18 protein-coding genes are annotated in these 17,937 nt (G+C 71.1%); 10 read left to right on the top strand and 8 right to left on the bottom strand.

Annotated features, from left to right (window positions below; genetic code table 11):
* Positions 1 to 142 precede the first annotated feature (142 nt).
* The 4 genes from DB32_RS09055 to DB32_RS48065 form a co-directional block, all read right to left on the bottom strand.
* Entirely contained in the window at positions 143 to 1,765 is a 1,623-nt protein-coding gene (locus DB32_RS09055) for an acyl-CoA carboxylase subunit beta (RefSeq protein WP_053232018.1), read from the bottom strand.
* Between the two features lie 61 nt (positions 1,766 to 1,826).
* Positions 1,827 to 2,420 (bottom strand): HAD family hydrolase, encoded by a 594-nt coding sequence (locus DB32_RS09060; protein WP_053232019.1) that lies wholly within the window; start codon positions 2,418 to 2,420, stop codon positions 1,827 to 1,829.
* Positions 2,417 to 3,412 carry a ketopantoate reductase family protein gene (locus DB32_RS48060; RefSeq protein ID WP_053232020.1) on the bottom strand — a complete coding sequence of 332 codons (996 nt, stop codon included), beginning with the start codon at positions 3,410 to 3,412 and terminating at the stop codon, positions 2,417 to 2,419. The genes DB32_RS09060 and DB32_RS48060 overlap by 4 nt, the downstream gene beginning before the upstream one ends.
* A complete protein-coding gene (locus DB32_RS48065) occupies positions 3,409 to 4,296 on the bottom strand; it encodes a class I SAM-dependent methyltransferase (protein ID WP_053232021.1) in 888 nt (295 codons plus the stop codon). The genes DB32_RS48060 and DB32_RS48065 overlap by 4 nt, the downstream gene beginning before the upstream one ends.
* 191 nt (positions 4,297 to 4,487) lie before the next feature.
* Between DB32_RS48065 and DB32_RS48070 the strand changes: the two genes are divergently transcribed.
* Positions 4,488 to 4,856: a hypothetical protein gene (locus DB32_RS48070; protein ID WP_053232022.1), complete on the top strand. Its 369-nt coding sequence runs from the start codon at positions 4,488 to 4,490 to the stop codon at positions 4,854 to 4,856.
* Entirely contained in the window at positions 4,853 to 5,890 is a 1,038-nt protein-coding gene (locus DB32_RS48075; protein ID WP_169791383.1) for a hypothetical protein, read from the top strand. The genes DB32_RS48070 and DB32_RS48075 overlap by 4 nt, the downstream gene beginning before the upstream one ends.
* Here the strand turns inward: DB32_RS48075 and DB32_RS09085 are convergent.
* Positions 5,866 to 7,347, bottom strand: a complete 1,482-nt coding sequence (locus DB32_RS09085; protein ID WP_053232023.1) for a sigma 54-interacting transcriptional regulator — start codon at positions 7,345 to 7,347, stop codon at positions 5,866 to 5,868. The two genes, DB32_RS48075 and DB32_RS09085, sit on opposite strands and share 25 nt — an antisense overlap.
* A gap of 149 nt (positions 7,348 to 7,496) precedes the next feature.
* Between DB32_RS09085 and DB32_RS09090 the strand changes: the two genes are divergently transcribed.
* The 3 genes from DB32_RS09090 (at position 7,497) to DB32_RS09100 (ending at position 11,076) form a co-directional block, all read left to right on the top strand.
* Positions 7,497 to 7,823 carry a YiaA/YiaB family inner membrane protein gene (locus DB32_RS09090; RefSeq protein ID WP_053232024.1) on the top strand — a complete coding sequence of 109 codons (327 nt, stop codon included), beginning with the start codon at positions 7,497 to 7,499 and terminating at the stop codon, positions 7,821 to 7,823.
* A gap of 74 nt (positions 7,824 to 7,897) precedes the next feature.
* A complete protein-coding gene (locus DB32_RS09095) occupies positions 7,898 to 8,824 on the top strand; it encodes a tetratricopeptide repeat protein (protein ID WP_157068879.1) in 927 nt (308 codons plus the stop codon).
* Complete coding sequence (locus DB32_RS09100; RefSeq protein WP_053232026.1) at positions 8,821 to 11,076, top strand: purple acid phosphatase family protein; 2,256 nt, start codon at positions 8,821 to 8,823, stop codon at positions 11,074 to 11,076. Before DB32_RS09095 ends, DB32_RS09100 begins: the two co-directional genes overlap by 4 nt.
* Here DB32_RS09100 and DB32_RS09105 read toward each other — a convergent pair whose 3' ends face one another.
* Entirely contained in the window at positions 11,077 to 11,721 is a 645-nt protein-coding gene (locus DB32_RS09105) for a TetR/AcrR family transcriptional regulator (protein WP_053232027.1), read from the bottom strand.
* Between the two features lie 59 nt (positions 11,722 to 11,780).
* Here DB32_RS09105 and DB32_RS09110 point away from each other — a divergent pair, with 59 nt between their 5' ends.
* Positions 11,781 to 12,545 carry a Coq4 family protein gene (locus tag DB32_RS09110; protein WP_053232028.1) on the top strand — a complete coding sequence of 255 codons (765 nt, stop codon included), beginning with the start codon at positions 11,781 to 11,783 and terminating at the stop codon, positions 12,543 to 12,545.
* On the opposite strand, the gene DB32_RS09115 is transcribed toward DB32_RS09110, so the two are convergent.
* A complete protein-coding gene (locus DB32_RS09115; RefSeq protein ID WP_053232029.1) occupies positions 12,546 to 14,267 on the bottom strand; it encodes a M28 family peptidase in 1,722 nt (573 codons plus the stop codon).
* 61 nt (positions 14,268 to 14,328) lie between these two features.
* Between DB32_RS09115 and rimO the strand changes: the two genes are divergently transcribed.
* The 3 genes from rimO to DB32_RS09130 all read left to right on the top strand — a co-directional run bounded on the left by rimO (position 14,329) and on the right by DB32_RS09130 (position 16,943).
* Positions 14,329 to 15,747 carry a 30S ribosomal protein S12 methylthiotransferase RimO gene (rimO, locus tag DB32_RS09120; RefSeq protein WP_053232030.1) on the top strand — a complete coding sequence of 473 codons (1,419 nt, stop codon included), beginning with the start codon at positions 14,329 to 14,331 and terminating at the stop codon, positions 15,745 to 15,747.
* Positions 15,748 to 15,834: 87 nt separating this feature from the next.
* Positions 15,835 to 16,140 carry a YfhL family 4Fe-4S dicluster ferredoxin gene (locus DB32_RS09125; protein WP_053232031.1) on the top strand — a complete coding sequence of 102 codons (306 nt, stop codon included), beginning with the start codon at positions 15,835 to 15,837 and terminating at the stop codon, positions 16,138 to 16,140.
* A 101-nt stretch (positions 16,141 to 16,241) separates the two neighbouring features.
* Positions 16,242 to 16,943: a hypothetical protein gene (locus DB32_RS09130; protein WP_157068881.1), complete on the top strand. Its 702-nt coding sequence runs from the start codon at positions 16,242 to 16,244 to the stop codon at positions 16,941 to 16,943.
* Between the two features lie 63 nt (positions 16,944 to 17,006).
* Here DB32_RS09130 and DB32_RS09135 read toward each other — a convergent pair whose 3' ends face one another.
* Entirely contained in the window at positions 17,007 to 17,339 is a 333-nt protein-coding gene (locus tag DB32_RS09135) for a thioredoxin family protein (RefSeq protein ID WP_053232033.1), read from the bottom strand.
* Between the two features lie 73 nt (positions 17,340 to 17,412).
* On the opposite strand from DB32_RS09135, the gene DB32_RS09140 reads away from it, so the two are divergent.
* The gene (locus DB32_RS09140; RefSeq protein ID WP_053232034.1) at positions 17,413 to 17,898 is read left to right on the top strand and encodes an RNA polymerase sigma factor; all 486 of its coding nucleotides are present in this window, start codon (positions 17,413 to 17,415) and stop codon (positions 17,896 to 17,898) included.
* Positions 17,899 to 17,937: the final 39 nt, after the last annotated feature.

Below are 17,937 nucleotides of genomic sequence, written 5' to 3' on the forward strand. Positions count from 1 at the left end.
GGAATCCAGGGAAAGAAAAGTCGGGGGATTTCTGAGGAAGCCAGCAGGGAAGGAGGGAAGGAGTTGAAGCAGAAAATCGAGCTTCCTCCTGCTCTCCTATCTCTCCTGCTCTCCTGAGAAATGCAGCCCTTCGGTTTGCGGATCAGTGCCGGAACACGCCCCAGCTGGTCGTGCCCTGGACCGGCTTGGTGTGCGTGATCGACAGGCACATCCCGACGACGCTGCGGGTGTCGCGCGGATCGATGATTCCGTCGTCCCACACGCGCGCCGTCGCGAAGAACGGATCGCTCTCCTGATCGATCAGTCCCTCGGTCATCTGCTTCATGACACCGAGGCGCTGCTCGTCGACGGTCTCGCCCTTCTTCGCCGCGGCCTCGCGCTGGATGATGTCGAGCACGCCCGCGAGCTGCTTTCCGCCCATCACCGCGATGCGGTGGTTCGGCCACGTGAACAGGAAGTTCGGCTTGTACGCGCGGCCCGCCATCGCGTAGTTCCCCGCGCCGTAGCTCGCGCCGATCATGATCGTGATCGACGGGACGGTGCTGTTCGACACCGCGTTGATCATCTTGGCGCCCGCCTTGATGATCCCCTCTTCCTCGTATTTCCGGCCGACCATGAAGCCGACGATGTTCTGCAGATAGAGCAGCGGGACGTTGCTCTGATTGCAGAGCTGGATGAACTGAGCGCCCTTGTTCGCGCAGCTCGTGAACAGGATTCCATTGTTCGCGAGGATGCCCACCGGGTGCCCGTGCACGTGCGCCCAGCCGCACACCAATTCGGGCCCGTAGAGCGGCTTGAACTCGCTGAAGCGCGAGCCGTCGACGACGCGCGCGATCACCTCGCGCGCGTCGAACGGGATGCGCACGTCCGCGCTCGCGATGCCGAGCAGATCCTCGCTCGAATAGAGCGGTTCCTCGACGTGCGAGGAGGGCGGCGGTCCGCCCTTCTTCCAGTTGAGGTGCGCGACGATCTCGCGCCCGATGCGGATCGCGTCCTCTTCGTCCTCGGCGAGGAAATCACTCACGCCCGACACGCGCGAGTGCATCTCCGCGCCGCCGAGCTCCTCGTGCGTCGTCTCTTCGCCGGTCGCCATCTTCACGAGCGGCGGGCCGCCCAGATAGACCTGCGCCTGCTTCTTCACCATGACGACGTAGTCGCTCATCCCGGGGATGTAGGCGCCTCCCGCGGTCGAGCTTCCGAACACCAGGCACACCGTCGGCGTGCGCTCTTCGCTGCGCTTCGTGAGATCGCGGAAGCCGCGCCCGCCGGGCACGAAGATCTTCGACTGGTTCGGCAGATCCGCGCCCGCGCTCTCGATCAGCGAGATCGACGGCAGTCCGTTCTGCTCGGCGACGTCGGAGAGGCGCCCCGACTTGATCACCGAGTACTCGCTCATGGCGCCGCCCTTCACGGTCGCCTCGCTCGCGGTGATCATGCACTCGACGCCGCTGACGACGCCGATGCCGCCGACGACGCTCGCGCCCGGCGCGTGCCCCTGGATGTCGAGCCCCGCGAGCGGCGCGAGCTCGAGGAACCATCCGTCGCGATCGAGGAGCCGCTCCACGCGCTCGCGTGGCAGCAGCTTGCCCGCTTCGACGTGGCGGGCGTTGTACTTCTCGCCGCCGCCTTCGCGCGACTTCGCGAGGGACTTCTCGAGCTTCGCGAGCGACGCGAGGTTCGCCTCGCGGTTCTTCTGCGCGATCTCGGAGCGCAGGTCGGCGCGCGAGCGCAGCACGGGGTAGGCCTGCGTGAGCTTGCCTTGCATGCGCGGAGGCTAATCAACGCGGGCACGCCGCGTCAATGAATGGCGATTCAGTGACCCTGGGTCACAAGACGCCGCGCGCCCGGAGCGCGGCGCGCAATCCGTCCGCCCCGTCGAACACGATCGTGTCCATCCCGAGGGCGCGCGCCGCGTCGCAGTTGCTCGCGCGATCGTCGACGAAGAGCGCTTCGCCGGGCGTGAGGCCCAGCGAGCGGCACGGCCCGAGGTACGCCTCGGGATCCGGCTTGCGCACGCCGAGCTCGTACGAGACGAACGCCGAGTCGAGGCGCGCCGCGAGCCCGCACTGCTCGTCGATCCACCGGTACCACGGCGGATAGTTGGAGAGCGCGTGCAGCGTCGGGCGCGGCGAGCGCGCGCGGAGCTCGTCGAGCAGCTCGCGCATGCCGGGCAACCACGCGTACGCGGCGCGCACGCACGCGCGGAACGCGTCGCGATCCCACTCGCGATCCCCCATGAAGATCGCGAGGAACGTCGGCTCGTCGATGTGTCCGAGCTCGAAGTCGACCCACGCGGTCGGGTGCTTCGTCGCGATCAGCTCGCGCTTCGTGACGCCGAAGAACGCGGGCATCTCCTCGTGGAAGGGATCGCGCACGAGGGTGTCCATCACGTCGAAGAGGATCGCGCGGGGAGGGCTCATCGCGGCGACGATCGTGAGGCGTCTCCCGTCGCGAGTCGATGGTCGAGGGATGCGCGCAGGGCGTGGATCGGCGCGGGGTCGATCCCGCGCGAGCGCGCGTCGTCCTCCGCCTCCGCGAGCAGCACGCGCGTCTGCGTGCCGACCTTCGAGAAGTGCACCTCGAGGTAGCGCTCGAGATCGAACGGCGCGATCGCGGGGACGATCGCGACCAGCGGCGCGAGCAGCGGAGCGCGGAGCGGCGACGCGATCCACGGCGGCCGCGACCCCGTCGCGAGCGCGAGCAGCGCGCGCGATCCTGCGAGCGCGCGGGAGAGCCCGGGCCCGCGACGCAGCGCGCGCAGGGACCAACCGCTCGCCTCGAGCGCGGCGACGAGCGGCAGGATGATCGCCGACGACTTCGCGAGCTCGAGCGACGCGTCGCGGACCACGCGCGCAGGACAACCGCCCGCGCGGAGCGCGCGCGCGACCTCGTCCGCGCGCGCGTGCTCGTCCGACGAGAACATCGTCGCCTGCAGCGGCGGGAGCCAGTACGCGGTCGCGTCGTGCGCCCCGACCTCGCGCCGATCGCGCGATCCGTCGAGCGGGCTCGCCCACGCGACCACGCCGATCGCGCCCGACACCAGGTGCCGCGCCCGACCGAGCCGCTCGCGCACGTGCGCGCCGGGCTGGAGCGACACCAGCGTCGCATCGCCGACCGCGTCGATCAGCGCGTCGACCCACGGCTCGTCGAGCGCGTTCGTCGGCAGCCCGAGCCACACCTGATCGAAGCGCCGCGTCGCGAGCTCGCGCACGTCGGTGAGCACGTCGGCCGGCACGAAGCGCGCGTCGCGCCGCGCGCCGATCATCGGCACGCGACGCACGCTCACGCCTCCGCGCAGCTCGTCGACGTGGCGCGGCCGCACCAGCACCGAGACGCGCGCGCCACCGGCCGCGAGGCAGTGCCCGTAGACGCGTCCGATCGCGCCCGCGCCGACGATCAGGATCTCGCTCAACGCGCCTTCTTCTTCGCGGCCTTCTGCGCGTCGGGGCTGCCCGGCAGCGGCTCGCTCTTCTTCGCGACGAGGTACGCGTTCCACCCCGGATCGTTGGTCGTCTTCGTCACGCGATGGAACGTGCCGGTGCCCTGACCCTCGTCGTCCTCGCCCTCCCAGTACGCGTCGACCGCGACGAAGCCCGCCTCGAGCAGCAGCTCGCGCAGCTCGGCGAGCTGCCACAGGCGCCAGTCGTACGTGAACGCGCGCTCGAGCTTCGAGCCGTCCTTGAACTCGTAGGTGATGTGACAGACGAAGTGATTCGAGATCGGGTCGTACTCCGCCTGCTCCCACACGTACGTGAATCCGTCGCAGAGACGGCGCTCCGTGAGCACCTGTTGCGACTCCCACCCTCCGATCGCGTCGAGCACGAAGAGCCCGTCGTCGGTGAGCGACTTCCGCGCTGCCTCGAAATAGCGGCGCAGCAGCTCGCGCGTGTGGAAGATCTGATAGCTGTAGTTGTACGCGCCGATCACCTCGGCCTTGCGGCGCGTCGGGACCATCACGTCCTGCTCGAGCAGCGTCACGCGCTTCGCTGCGTCGCCGATCGGCGCGAGGTTGTGCGCGATGCCCCAGTCGAGCGTCGGACGATCGATGTCCAGGCCGAGCGCGGTGCGCGTGGGATCGCTCTTCACCCACTTCGAGCAGAGCAGCGCCGTGCCGCAGAAGTCCTCGCGGAGGTGCAGAGGCTTGCGCCCGGTGTGCCGCTTGAACGCTAGGTTCAGGAACCGGATCTCGTACTCCGGCGCTTGCACGCTGCGCTGATAGAGATCGTGCTTGTCGGCAGTGCGCGCATCGAGGCGCGCGCTCGCGCCCGACTTCTTCTTCTGGCGGGGACGGCTCATCGGCGCGCCTTCTACTCCGGCGCGGGCGTGACGAAAAGCCCGTCGTGCAGCAACCCGTCGCGAAATGTCCCGCGCTCGCGCGAAGGTTGCGACGCCGGTCGCTGCGCGTACTTCGCGTCCCGCTGGCGCGCGGATCGCATGAAGGGCGCCATCCTGCACGCGCCATCGCGCGCCTTGCTCGGAGGAAGGCTATGACCGACACGACGACGAAGAAGAGCCTGGATCGTCTCGCGGAGCGCATGGAGCGCATCGGCGAGGAGCTGCGCGTCCGCGTCCACCTCGCCGGGCTCGACGCGAAGGACTCGTGGGATCGCACGAACCTCGATCGCATCGGGGACGAGCTCGCCGAGATCCGCGACGAGCTCCGCGTGCAGCTCCACCTCGCGAGCCTCGACGCGAAGGACGCGTGGAACCGCATCGAGAAGAAGATCGATCTCCTCGGCAGCACCCCCGGCGTGCACGGCGACGAGATCGTGCGCGACGTCGCGAGCAACCTCGCGGAGGTCGCGCGCTCGTTCCGCGAGCAGCTCTCGTCGCGCGACAGCGCCGAGCGCCGGTGAGCGAAGGGCGAACGACCGTTCGCCTCCCATCGGGCGAGCACGCGATCTGGGCGTACGCCGCGGGCTATTTCCTCGCGTACGTGCCCTACGGGCTCGTGACGAAGGCGCTCTCGGAGGGGCGCCTGCCCGGCGCGCCCGAGCGCGTCGCCGGGCTCGCGCTGCTCCCGATCTCGACCGCGGTGTCGGCGATCGGGATGCTCGTCTTCCTCGGCGCGAGCGGGCTCTGGAAGCTCGCGCCGAGCGTGCGCGTCGCCGGCATCACGATCCCGGTGCCTCGCCGCGCGACGCTGCTCTCGGGCGTGTGCACCGCCGCGATCGTGCTGACGACGACGCTCGCCTACACGTTCGAGGGCACGAGCATCGTCGCGATGATGCTGATGATGCGCGGCGGCGTGCTCGTGATCGCGCCGATCGTCGATCTCGTCAGCCGCCGCCGCGTCCGCTGGTACTCGTGGATCGGTCTCGGGCTGAGCGCGCTCGCGCTCGGCGACGCGCTCCTCGGCGCGCTCGACGCGCGCATCGCGCCGCCCGCGCTGCTCGACGTCGCGGTCTATCTCGGCGCGTACTTCGTCCGGCTGCGCCTGATGAGCCGCCTCGCGAAGAGCGAGCCCGACGCGAGCCATCGCTATTTCGTCGAGGAGCAGCTCGTCGCGACGCCGATCGCGCTCGCCGTGATCGTCGCCGTCGCGCTGCTCGATCGTGGTGCGGTCGGCGCGACGCTCGCCCACGGTCTCGTCGACCTGCCGCGGAGCGGCGCGCTCGGGTGGGTCGTGCTGATCGGCCTCTGCTCGCAGGCGACCGGGATCTTCGGCGCGCTCGTGCTGCTCGACGCGCGCGAGAACACGTTCAGCGTTCCGGTGAACCGCGCCTCGAGCATCCTCGCGGGCGTGCTCGCGACCGCGCTCCTCGCGTGGCTGCTCGGCGGTGCGACGCCCGATCGCGGCGAGCTGATCGGCGCCGCGCTGGTGGTGCTCGCGATCGTCGTGCTCGCGCTCGGGCCGCGGATCGATCAGCGCCGCGCCGCGAGCACGTGACGCTTCACGGTGCGTCGATCGAGCCCCACGCGCTCCGCGACCGCCTCGTACGTGCCGAGCCGCGCGTGCAGCGCGGCGCAGTAGCGCGCGATCAGCTCCTCGGCTCTCCATCCGCCGCCGCCCGACGCCGCGAGCAGCGCATCCTCCGCGTCCTCGGCGACCGCGCTGCGCGCGAGCTCGGGCACGTAGCGCCGCGTCAGCAGCACGCGCCGCACGCACTGCGCGAGCTCGCGCACGTTTCCCGGCCAGCGATACGCCTCGCCCACGTCGCGCGCGATCGCCTCGCGCACCAGCGCGATCAGATCGCGCGGCTGCTCACCGAGCATCTGCTCGAGGATCGCGGCGATCAGCACGTCGAGCTCGCCGGGATCTTCGTCGAGGCGCTGCCGCAGCGTCGGCATCTCGATCACGTCGGCGGAGAGTCGATACCAGAGATCGTCGCGGAACGTGCCATCGCGCCGCAGCGCCGCGATGGTGCGGTTCGTCGCGGCGATCACACGTCCTTCGAAGCGCCGCGGCGCGCGCGAGCCGACCGGTCGGAACGTCCGCTCCTGCAGCACGTGGAGCAGCTTCACCTGCACGGCTTGCGAGACCTCGCCGATCTCGTCGAGGAAGATCGCGCCGTGTGCCTTCGCGCGCGCGAACACACCGGCGTGCTCCGCGATCGCGCCGGTGAACGCGCCCTTCTCGTGCCCGAAGAGCTCGCTCTCGACCAGCGTCTCGGGGAACTCCGCGAGGTTGATCGCGAGGAACGCGTCGACGAACGACGACGCGAAGCGCTCGCGCTTGGCGTCGTACGGGATGAACCCGGAGCGACCGATCGCCGCGGCCGCGGTGCCCTTGCCGGTGCCGGTCTCGCCCGCGAGGAACGTGGAGAAGTCCTCCATGCGCCGCCAGAGCAAGCGCGCGTAGAGTCGAAGATCCGCGGTGAAGAGGTCGTTCCACAGCGACTGGCGCAGGCGCCACATCGAGGGGCTCGTGCCGGGCAGCGACGTCTCGACGAAGAAGAACGCGCGCCGCATCTGCCAGAAGATCGCGAGGTAGTGCAGCGCCTGCGGCTCGTCGATGCCGCGCGACGCGAGCTCCGCGAGCGCGTCGCGCGCGAACCCCACGGTCCCGCGCTCGCCCGCGATCTCGCGCCGGATGCGCTCGTCGAGCGCGTCGGCGATGCGATGGAACACCGCGAAGAGGAGCCCTGCTTCGACGAGATCGCGATCCTCGCCAGTGAACCGGCGCAGATCGAGAGGACGCCCGCGCGCGATGCCCTCGAGGCGCGCGTCGAGCTTCGCGAGCATGCGGCCGAGCACCTCGGCGCGCGGAACGTCGGCGTCCGCGCCGACGACCGCGCGATCGATCTCGAGGCGCTCCTCGCCGAACGGGTTCGCGGCGATCGCTGCGGCGACCCGCGCGAGGAAGTCGCGTTCGCGCGGGGCGAGGCGCTCGATGGGACTTGCCATTCGCCGCGTGTACACGGGATGTACATCCGTGTGCAAGGGATGCGCGCGCCGAATGTCATGGAATCGTGGCGATTTCGGTTTCCGCGTGCATTCCGTGCGCGGCACGTCCGCTGCTGACGGCTCGGCTCGAGGGAAGGAGACCTCGAGAGATGACCCACGACGTTCCGCGCGACACCGCTGCTTGGCGCTTCCAGGTCTGGGCCTCGTTCGTGCTCGCGTTCGGCACGACGCTGATCGGCATCGCGTACCTCCCGATCGATCCGTGGATGAAGGGCTATCTCGCGATGGGCGTGCTCTTCACCACGGGCTCCGCGTTCACGCTGAGCAAGACGATCCGCGACGAGCACGAGGCGCAGCGCTTCCTCAGCCGCATCAGCGAGGCGAAGGCGGAGCGCATCCTCCGCGAGTACGAGCTGAACGATGGGCGCGCGCAGGCGAGCGCACAGGGCCAAGGGGCCGCGCGCGTCGCGTCGTGAGCGCGCGACCCGCGCAGCGAATGAAACGGGGCTGCCTTTCCCCGGTCACGCGCACCGGGGTAGGGTGATCGACCGTGCGTTCCACCTACCGAGCCCTCCTCGCGATCGTGTGCGCGCTGAGCAGTCTCGTGCCCGCGATCGCATCCGCCGATCCACCGGTGCGCGACGACGTGCGAGCGCTCAGCGCGCACCTGCGATCGCACCCCAGCGACGTCGCCGCGCTGATCGAGCGCAGCGAGCTCTACCGCCGCGAGGGCAACGCGGAGGGCGCGCTCGCGGACCTGCGCGTCGCGGCGGCGCTCGCGCCGGACGAGCCACGGGTCCACGCGCAGCGCGCGGTCGTGCTGCACGCGATGGGACGCCACGAAGAGGCGCTCGCGGAGCTCGACGCGTACGTCGAGCGCGCGCTCGGTCCGGGGCCGGATCTGCTCGCGCTGCGCGCGCGGATCCTGGTGCGCATGGAGCGCCTCGAGGACGCGCTCGCCGACTACGACGCGGCGCTCGCGCTGCGCGAAGAGGTCGAGCTCTACCTCGAGCGCGGGCGACTGCTCGAACAGCTCGGGCGCGTGGAGGACGCGGCGCGCGGGTACGACGAGGGACTGCGCGCGACCGACGCGGCGGTGCTGCGCGTCGAGAGCGTCGAGCTGGATCTGCGCACCTCGCGCGCGGATCGCGCGCTCGTCCGGGTGGACGAGGTGCTCGCGCACGCTCCGGCGCGCGCACGATGGCTGCTGCTGCGCGCACGCGCGCTCGATGCGCTCGCTCGCGGCGACGAGGCGCGCGCTGCGCGGCACGAGGCGCTCTCCGAGACCGAGCGACGATTGGTGCGACGACCGACGCCCGCGCTGCACGTCGAGCGCGGCGAGGCGCTGCTCGCGCTCGGTCGCGCGCACGATGCGCTCGCCGCCGCGACGCGCGCGCGCTCGCTCGCGCCGCGGCTCGGCGATGCGATCGATCTCGAGCTCCGCGCGCGCCGCGCGATCGAAGGCGGTGAGCGATGAGACTCCGCACCTCGATGCTCGCGATCGCGATCACGCTGCTCGCGTCCACCGCGCACGCGCAGCGCACGCCCTACCTGCAGAGCCCGACCGAGACGTCGATCATCGTGCGGTGGCGCAGCGCGAGCGCGCAGCCGTCGTCGGTGTGCTGGGGCACGTCGCCGAGCGCGCTCACGAACCGCGCGGGCAGCGGCAGCGCGACCGATCACACGGTGCGCATCACCGGCCTCACGCCCGACACGCAGTACTACTACGCGACCGCGCAGAGCACGTGCCCGCCCGCGAGCGCCGCCGACGCGCGCGACACGTTCCGCACCGCGCCGCGCCGCGGCAGCACGCGCCCGTTCCGCATGTGGGTCGTCGGCGACTCCGGGACGGGCGGAAGCGATCAGCGCGCGGTGCGCGACGCGATGCTCGGCGCGACGACTGGGCGTCGTCCCGATCTGTTCCTGCACATGGGCGACATGGCGTACAGCTCGGGCACGACGAGCGAGTTCGACTCGCGCTTCTTCGCGATGTACTCGGACATCCTCCGCCAGACGCCGTGCTGGCCGACGATGGGCAACCACGAGGGCTCGAGCTCCGACTCCGCGACGCAGAGCGGTCCCTACTACGACGCGTACACGCTGCCGACCGACGGCAGCGCGGGTGGTCTGCCGAGCGGCACCGAGGCCTACTACGCGTTCGACTGGGGCAACGTGCACTTCGTCGTGCTCGACTCGCACGAGAGCCCGCGCGGCACCACGGGCGCGATGCTGCGCTGGCTCGACGAGGACCTCGCCGCGACCGACGCGACGTGGGTGATCGCGTACTTCCATCACCCTCCGTACACCGACGGAACGCACGACTCCGACACCGAGCGCCAGCACATCGACATGCGCCAGAACGCGCTGCCGATCCTCGAGGCGCACGGCGTCGATCTCGTGCTCGGCGGTCACTCGCACATCTACGAGCGCAGCTATCTCGTGCGCGGCGCGTTCGACACGCCGACCACCGCGGGCGGTCATCTCGTCGACACCGGCGACGGTCAGCTCGATGGCGACGGGCCCTATCGCAGCGGCACCGAGGGCACGCTCTACGTCGTCGCGGGGCACGGCGGCGCGAGCGTCGGCGGTGACGCGTCGCATCCCGTGATGTTCTTCAGCGAGACGGAGCACGGCAGCTGCATCATCGACGTGGACGGAGAGCAGCTCACGCTGCGCAACGTCCGCAGCGACGGCGCGGAGACCGATCACGTCACGCTGATGAAGCGCGACGGTCTCTTCCTCGCGCGCCCGAGCGGCGGGGAGCGCTACCTCGCGGGGAGCGTGGTGCCGATCGCGTGGGCGAGCGTGGGCGAGGTCGGGCCCTTGACGATCGAGATCTCGCTCGACGGCGGCGCGAGCTGGTCGACGCTGGTCGAGCGCACCGAGAATGACGGGATGCACGATTGGGCGACCCCGCGTCGCGAGAGCGACCACGTGCGGGTGCGCATCCGCGAGAGCGACGACGCGACCAACGTCGACGAGAGCGAGGACTTCGTCCTCGCCGCGTCGGCGCGCGACACCGTGATCGCGTTCGGCGACGTCTGGCAGTACTCCGACGACGACACCGCGCACGGCGACGGATGGCGGACCGGCGCGGGCGGCACGTGGCCCGAAGGGCGCGGCGAGCTCGGCTACGGCGACGGCGACGAAGCGACCGAGCTGCACGACGCGACGCCGAACTTCCCGACCGTGTACTTCCGGCGGCGCATCGAGCTCGCGAGCGAGGTCGACTTCGCGCGGGTGCGCGCGGTCTACGACGACGGCGTCGCGATCTTCGTGAACGGCACGCAGGTCGCGTCGGCGCTGGTCGACGATCTCGCGCACGAGGCATGGTCGACCAGCGGCGCAGGCGAGGAGGCGACGCTCGATGCGACGCTCGATCTCGCGGCGGGCAATCCATTCGTGGTGGGCGAGAACTGGATCGCGGCGGTCGTGAAGCAGTCGAACGGGACGTCGAGCGATCTCTCGTTCGACCTCGAGCTCGAGCTCGGGCTGCGCGTGGAGATCGACCCCGAGATGGACGGCGGGATCGTCTCGGGTGAGGACGCGGGCGCGATCGACGGTGCGATCGATCGCGTCGATGGATCGAACCGGGTCGATGGCGCGACGACGGTCGAGCCGGCGTCGAGTGGGTGCGGGTGTCGCGCGGCCGGCCGCGGCGAAGGGCCTGGTGCGATCGCGCTCGGGGTGCTCGCGCTGCTCGCGCTGGTCGTGCGACGCCGGCGCTGATCATCCGAGGTGCGTCGAGAGCAGCCGGGCGAGCCAGGCGCGGAAGCGCTTGGCAGCGCCCGGATCGCCGGCGAGCCCCGCGCTCCTGCGCGTCGGCTCGCCCGCGATGCCGTCGGCGTACGCCGCGAGGCTCGCGAGGATCATCGTGAAGAGCGTGTCCTCGAAGGGCGGCTTCTTCCCGTTCGCGCCCGCCGGCCGCAGCGCGTGCGCCGCACGCGCCACGTCGAGCAGGTAGCGCTCGTCGACGTTCACGTCGATCCCGGTGAGGCGCAGCCAGCTCAGCATGCGCGCCTGACCGCCGCCGAACGCCTCGAACACGCGCTCGAGCATCGCCGCGGGATCGCGCGCGTCCTCGCCCGCCGCGAACGACGTGAGCATGTCGCTCGTGAGGCGCTCCATCGCGCGTTTCACGACCGCCTCGAGCAGCGCCTCGCGGCTGCCGAAGTGGTGCAGCACCGTCGAGTGCGACATCCCGACCGCGCGCGCGACGTCCTGTAGCCGGATCGAGTCGGGCCCGCGCTCCGCGAGGCGCACCTCGGCCGCGTCGAGGATCGCGCGCTGCGCGTCCTCCGCCGATCGACGCACCCGCGGCGGCGCGACGCTCTCCTTCTTGCTCGCGCGCTTCTTCGTCGTCCTGCTCGTCACTGTTGACAATCCTGTCGGTAGCTATCAACAATCGTGTCGACAGCGAGAGGAGCACGACGATGCACGACACGCCAAGCGCACACAAGAAGCTGCGGCCCTGGCACGCCGCGCCCGCGATGTGGCGTCTGCTGCGCGATCCCGACGACACGCGCCACGTCTTCACGATCATCGAGGCGCTCTCCTTCCGCGAGCTCGAGCGCACGCGTGATCGCATGCGCGCGAGCGCCGACGGCCGCCGCATCCTGCGCGAGCGCCCGGATCTCCTCGCGTCGCTGCGTGATCGCGACGCGCTCGCGGCGATGCCCGAAGGCAGCCTCGGGCGCGCATACCTCGAGTTCCTGCGCGCCGAGGGCATCACCGCGGACGGGCTCGTCGCGGCGAGCATCGAAGGCTCGACCGACGTCGCGCCGATGAACGCCGACGAGCTCGAGCTGCTCTACGTCGGCGATCGCCTGCGCGACGCGCACGACCTCTGGCACGTCGTCACCGGCTATCACGGTGATCTCCTCGGTGAGGCCTCGCTGCTCGCGTTCTCGTTCGCGCAGACGGGCACGCCGGGCGTCGGTTTCATCGCCGCGATCGGCTGGCTCAAGGCCGCCGCGATCGACGCGCGCGACCTGATCGCCGGTGGCTATCACCGCGGGCGCACCGCGGCGTGGCTCCCCGATCAACACTGGGAGACGATGCTCGCGCGCCCGCTGTCCGAGGTGCGCGCGCGCCTCCGCATCGCGCCTCCGCCGCCCTACGAGCCGCTCCGCACCCGCGACATCGCGCCGGGCAGCCTCGCGCGGTGGGAGCGCACGGAGCGCCCGCTCGCCGCGTGATCAGCGCAGCGTCGCCTCGGCCTCGCGGGTGCGCGCCGCGATCGCCTCGCGCGCCTCGGTGATCGCCGCGCGCAGCGCCTCGTCCTCGCCGTCCCACGCGTCGATCGATCGCAGCGCCTCGTCGTACCAGTCGCCCCACGCGCCGATCACGAGGCGCTCGGTGGTGAGCGCGCCGCCCGACGCGATCTCCTCGCGCGACGCGTGCTCCGCCCACGCGAGCCGCTCGAGCCCGGCTGCGCGCACCACCGCGATCATCTCCTCGCGATCGCCGCGCTCGCCCGACGCCATCGAGAGCGCCGCGCCACCGAGCACCGCCGCGACGCGCCGCATCTCCGCGCCGCTCACGCGATCGAGGCGATCACGCGTCGTGTGGTACGCGTCGTCGGTGAAGTGCCACGCGAGCACCGCGGGCAGCCCCCGCTCGAGGAACGCGACGTGATCGCTGCCGCCTTCGAACGGATGCGCGCGCGCCGGGAACGCCGCGCCCTCGACGCCCTGCACGCTCGCGATCGACGCGCGGAGCCAGTCGTTCAAGAAGTGCCCGCGCAGCCGCGCGGGATCGACCTCGCTCTGTCCCCACTCGCTGTGCTCGTCGGGCGCGCGCAGCCACACCGCGCCGGGATCGGGCATGCGCTCGATGAGGAACGGCGCGCCCACGACGGTCGGATCCTGTCCGACCATGTCGAGCACGAGCCCCGCGCTCACCGGCATCACCTCGCGCTCGAGCCACTCGCGCGCGACCTCGATCTCCTGACCCCACAGGAACACCAGCGTGCGCGTCGGAGGACGCACCGCGCCCTCTTCGATCGCGCGGCGCAGCGCCACGGCGAGCTCCGCGAGCGCGCCCACACCGCTCGCGTTGTCGTTCGCGCCGGGCTCGTCGACGTGCGCGACGAAGACGATCGCGCCCGCGTCGGGCTCCGTGCCCTCGATGCGCGCTTCGAGCGCGGTCGCCGCCGATCGACCGCTGCGCACCGCGATCTCCACGCGCACCCGCGCGATGCCGCGCTCGGTCGCCGCTCGGAGCGCGCGCCAGTCTTCCTCGGAGAGCGAGAAGCCGATCCCGAGCTGACCCTCGTGCGCGGGCAGATACCCGAACTGCGCCGCATCGTCGCCGCGGTGATAGGGCGCGAGGTTCTTCACGAGCACGCCGACCGCGCCGCGCGACGCGAGCTCACGGAAGAGCGGACGCGGCTCGCCCTCGGCGAGCACGAGACGACCGCGCGCGCTCGTCCCCGCGCGCACCGCCTCGATGCGCACGACCTCGAGCTCCACGGGCGCCATCGCGTCGCTCCCGACGAGCAGCGCGGCGCGGTCGCGCTCGCTCTCGTCGGCGAACGCGACGAGCTCGGTCTCGCTCCCACCATCGCCGATCAACGCGAGCCGCGCGCGGCGTGGCGTCCACGTCGCGCGCTCCTCGCCGAGCTGCACGAGGCGCATCGACGCGAGGTCGAAGCCCTGCGCGGCCAGACTGGTCTGCACGTGACGCAGCGAGCTCTGGTAGCCCTCGTTCCCGCGCACCCGGAAGAAGCGGTCGACGTACGCGACCGTCGCGAGCGCGCGCTCGGGATCGAAGTGCGCGTGCACCGCGCGTGCGTTGGCCGCGAGGCGCGGCGTGGGCGGTGGGAACGCGGGCGCGACCTCACGCGCGCCCTGTGCGCCTCCACAACCGATCGCGAGAAGAAGAAGGAAGACCGACGCGAGATCACGCACCGCGAGCATGTGAGCGCGAGCGTACCCCACTTGACGGAAAACCAGGGCTCTCCCAGGTTTCGCGGTCTTCATGGCGGCCGATCGCACCATCCATTTCGTCTCGCTGGGATGCCCGAAGAACCGCGTCGACACCGAGGTCATGCTCGGCGTCAGCGGCCTCGAGGGGTATCGCCACGTCGACGACGCGACCGACGCCGACGTCATCGTCGTCAACACCTGCGGCTTCATCGGGCCCGCCAAGGAAGAGTCGATCGACACGATCCTCGGCATGTCGCAGCTGAAGGAGAGCGGCTCGTGCAAGACGCTCGTCGTCGCGGGCTGTCTCTCGCAGCGCTATCCCGAGCAGCTCGCGGCCGAGATGCCCGAGGTCGATCACTTCCTCGGCAGCTCCGACATGCTGAAGCTGAAGGACGTGCTCGATGCGCCGGGCCGCGCGCCGCGCATGCTCGTCGGCAACCCGGCCGATCACACGATCCGCGCGACCGATCCGCGCCTGCCCTCGCTCGGCGCGCACTCCGTCTACGTGAAGATCGCCGAGGGCTGCAACCGCAGCTGCTCGTTCTGCGCGATCCCCACGTTCCGCGGAAAGCAGCGCAGCCGTCCGATCGACGACGTCGTGCGCGAGTGCGAGATGCTGATCGATCGCGGCGCGACCGAGCTCAATCTGATCTCGCAGGACACGATCAGCTACGGGCGCGATCTCAAGGACGGCACCGAGCTCGCCGCGCTCGTGCAGCGCGTCGCGGACCTGCCGGGCGCGAAGTGGGTGCGCCTGTTTTATCTGTACCCCGAGACGCTCAAGCCCCACCTCGTCGACCTGATCGCGAACCACCCGAAGGTCCTGCCCTACGTCGACATGCCGCTGCAGCACGCGTCGGATCGCATGCTGAAGATCATGCGCCGCGGGCACGGGCTCGACCGCCAGCGGAAGGTCGTCGAGACGCTGCGCAAGAACGTGCCGAACCTCGTGATGCGCACCGCGTTCATCGTCGGTCATCCCGGCGAGACCGACGCGGACTTCGCGGAGCTCTGCGACTTCGTCACGTGGGCCGAGTTCGATCGCGTCGGTGTGTTCCGCTACTCGCCCGAGGAGGACACGCGCAGCCACGCGATGGAGGACGACGTGCCCGCGAAGGTGAGCAACGCGCGCGCGCGCAAGCTCGTCGCGCTGCAGCGCCCGATCTCGCGCCGCAAGACGAAGGCGATGATCGGCCAGGAGGTCGAGGTCCTCGTCGAGGGCGGCAGCGAGGAGAGCGAGTTCCTCCTGCGCGGCCGGTGGTGGGGCCAGGCGCCCGAGATCGACGGCGAGGTGCACCTCGCGAACGGCACCGCGAAGGTCGGCGAGCTGCGCAAGGCGCTGATCACGGCCGCGGCGGATCACGATCTCGTCGCGGATCTCGCGGACGAGCACGGCGAGCTCCCCGAGCCCCCGGACGGCCCGCGCCGCGCGCCGCGGAAGCCGCGGATCTCGCTGCGCACGATCGCTTGATTCCACAAAGGAATCTGCGGGAATTTCGTCTTTGACGACCCGGGAGGCGGGCTCCATACTCGCCGCCGTCCGAGGAGCCAGCTTTCGATGGCAACCCACATCACGAGCGACTGCATCAACTGCGGGGCCTGCGAGCCCGAGTGCCCCAACCAAGCGATCAGCGAGGGCACCGACATCTACGTGATCGACCCGAACCTCTGCACCGAGTGCGTGGGCTTCTACGATCACGAGGCGTGTCAGGCGGTGTGCCCGGTCGAGTGTTGTCTCCCCGACCCGAATCGCCCCGAGAGCGAGGACGTGCTGATCGAGCGCGCGGTGCACCTGCACCCCGAGGACGAGCAGCTCAAGTCGCGCGCGAGCGCGAACGACTACCCCTCGCGCTTCCGCAAGTAGTCGGAGCGAGCGTGGGGCTGCGCCCGCAGGATCCACGCGGTTCCTCCCGTCGCCGGCGTTCGCCTGTTCGTGCGAGCGCCGGCGCGCTCGTCTTCGCGATCGTGATCGCGGCGGGATGCGCGGCGCCGCAGCCGATGATGCTCGGCGGTCGCACCACACCGCGTGATCGTGTCGACCTCGGCGTCGGTGGCGCGGCGCGGATCCCGCTCGGCGATCTGCAGCCGCCCGAGACGCCCGACGGCGACGAGCAGGTGCTGCACTACGCGGAGAGCGGCGGCATCGCGCCGATCGCGTGGGGCCGCTGGGGGCTCGCGGACGACTGGGATCTCGGGCTGTTCGTGTCGGGCTCGGTGGTGCGCCTCGAGACGCTCGGCGAGCTGCGCCTCTCGCCGTTCCTGCGCTTGATCGGCGGCGTGATGCCGTACGGCGGTTATGCGCGCGCCGACGTGCCCGAGCCGGCGACGATGTCGACGCGCACGAGCGAAGGATGGCGCGTCGGTGCGCTCGCGCCGATCGCGATCGGGATCGAAGCGGGCGGTGTGTTCGAGGGATGGCTCGGCGCGCGCGTCGGGTTCGAGCACGCCGATGGATCGTTCGGGCCTGCGGAGATGCGCACGTCGGGCGCGCTCACCGCGTTCCGCGGCGGGCTCGTGCTCGGCCTCGGCCTCGGGCTGCGGCGCGTGCACGTGCTGATCGAGCTCGCCGCGGACTACGAGTATTGGCGCGGCGGCATCGGTGAGGACGACATCGAGCGACACGGCGTCGCCCTCACGCCCGGCTTCGCGCTGCGGCTGAGGCTCTGAACGAGCCGCCGCCCAGGACCACGTTCGCGTGGGCGTGAACGTGGTCGCGGTCGTGCACGATCGTCACGCCGCGAGCGCGGGCTCGATCATCCGTCGCACGATCGTCTCGGGCGTCAGCCCGGTCTGACGCGCGATCTCGCGACCGCCCGCGAAGAGCATGATCGTCGGCGTGCCGCGGATGCCGAGGCGCACCGTCGTCACCGGCGCCTGCTCGATGTCGAGCAGCACCACGCGCACGCGCCCCGCGAGCTGCGCCGCGATGCGCTCGAGGATCACGTGCTGCGCGCGGCACGGCCCACACCAGCGCGAGGTTGCTTCCACGAGCACGGGCAGCTCGCTCCCGAGCACGTCGACGTCGAAACCGAGATCGTCCACCGAGATCAGATGCTTGGTCATGCCGCGGACAGGTCGCGGGCGGCGCGCTTCTTACGCCTGTAAGATCGTCGCTCGACGACACCTTCTCGCTCGCATGGACCCGGTGATCGACAGCCTCGTGCGCACCCATCGACGCACGCTCGTCGCGATCGCGCGGCGCGAAGGGCTCGGCCCCGAGGAGGCGCTCGAGTGCGTGCAGGACGCGCTCTGCACGTTCTTGTCGCTGCCGCATCCGCCGCACGATCACGCGCTCGCCGCGATCTGCGTGATGGTGCGCAACGCCGCGCGGAACGTGCGTCGCCGACACCATCGACTGCGCATCCACGACCCGATCGCCGACGAGCTCGCCGCACCGTGCGCCGACGCGGAGTCGCTCGTCTCGCGCGCGGAGGACGTCGCGCGCCTGCGCAGCTGCGTCGCCGCGCTGCGCGGACCGCAGCGCGAGGTCGTGCTGCTGCGCTTGCTCGAAGAGCGATCCGGCGAGGACGTCGCGGCCGAGCTCGGTCTCGCGCGCGGCCACGTCGACGTGCTGGTGCACCGCGCGAAGCGCTCGCTCCGCGCCTGCATGAACGACCGCTGAGCCCGCGCGGCCGCGATCACGATGACAGCGCGCGCTGTG

Source organism: Sandaracinus amylolyticus, from assembly GCF_000737325.1.
In the GTDB taxonomy this organism is placed as follows: domain Bacteria; phylum Myxococcota_A; class Polyangia; order Polyangiales; family Sandaracinaceae; genus Sandaracinus; species Sandaracinus amylolyticus.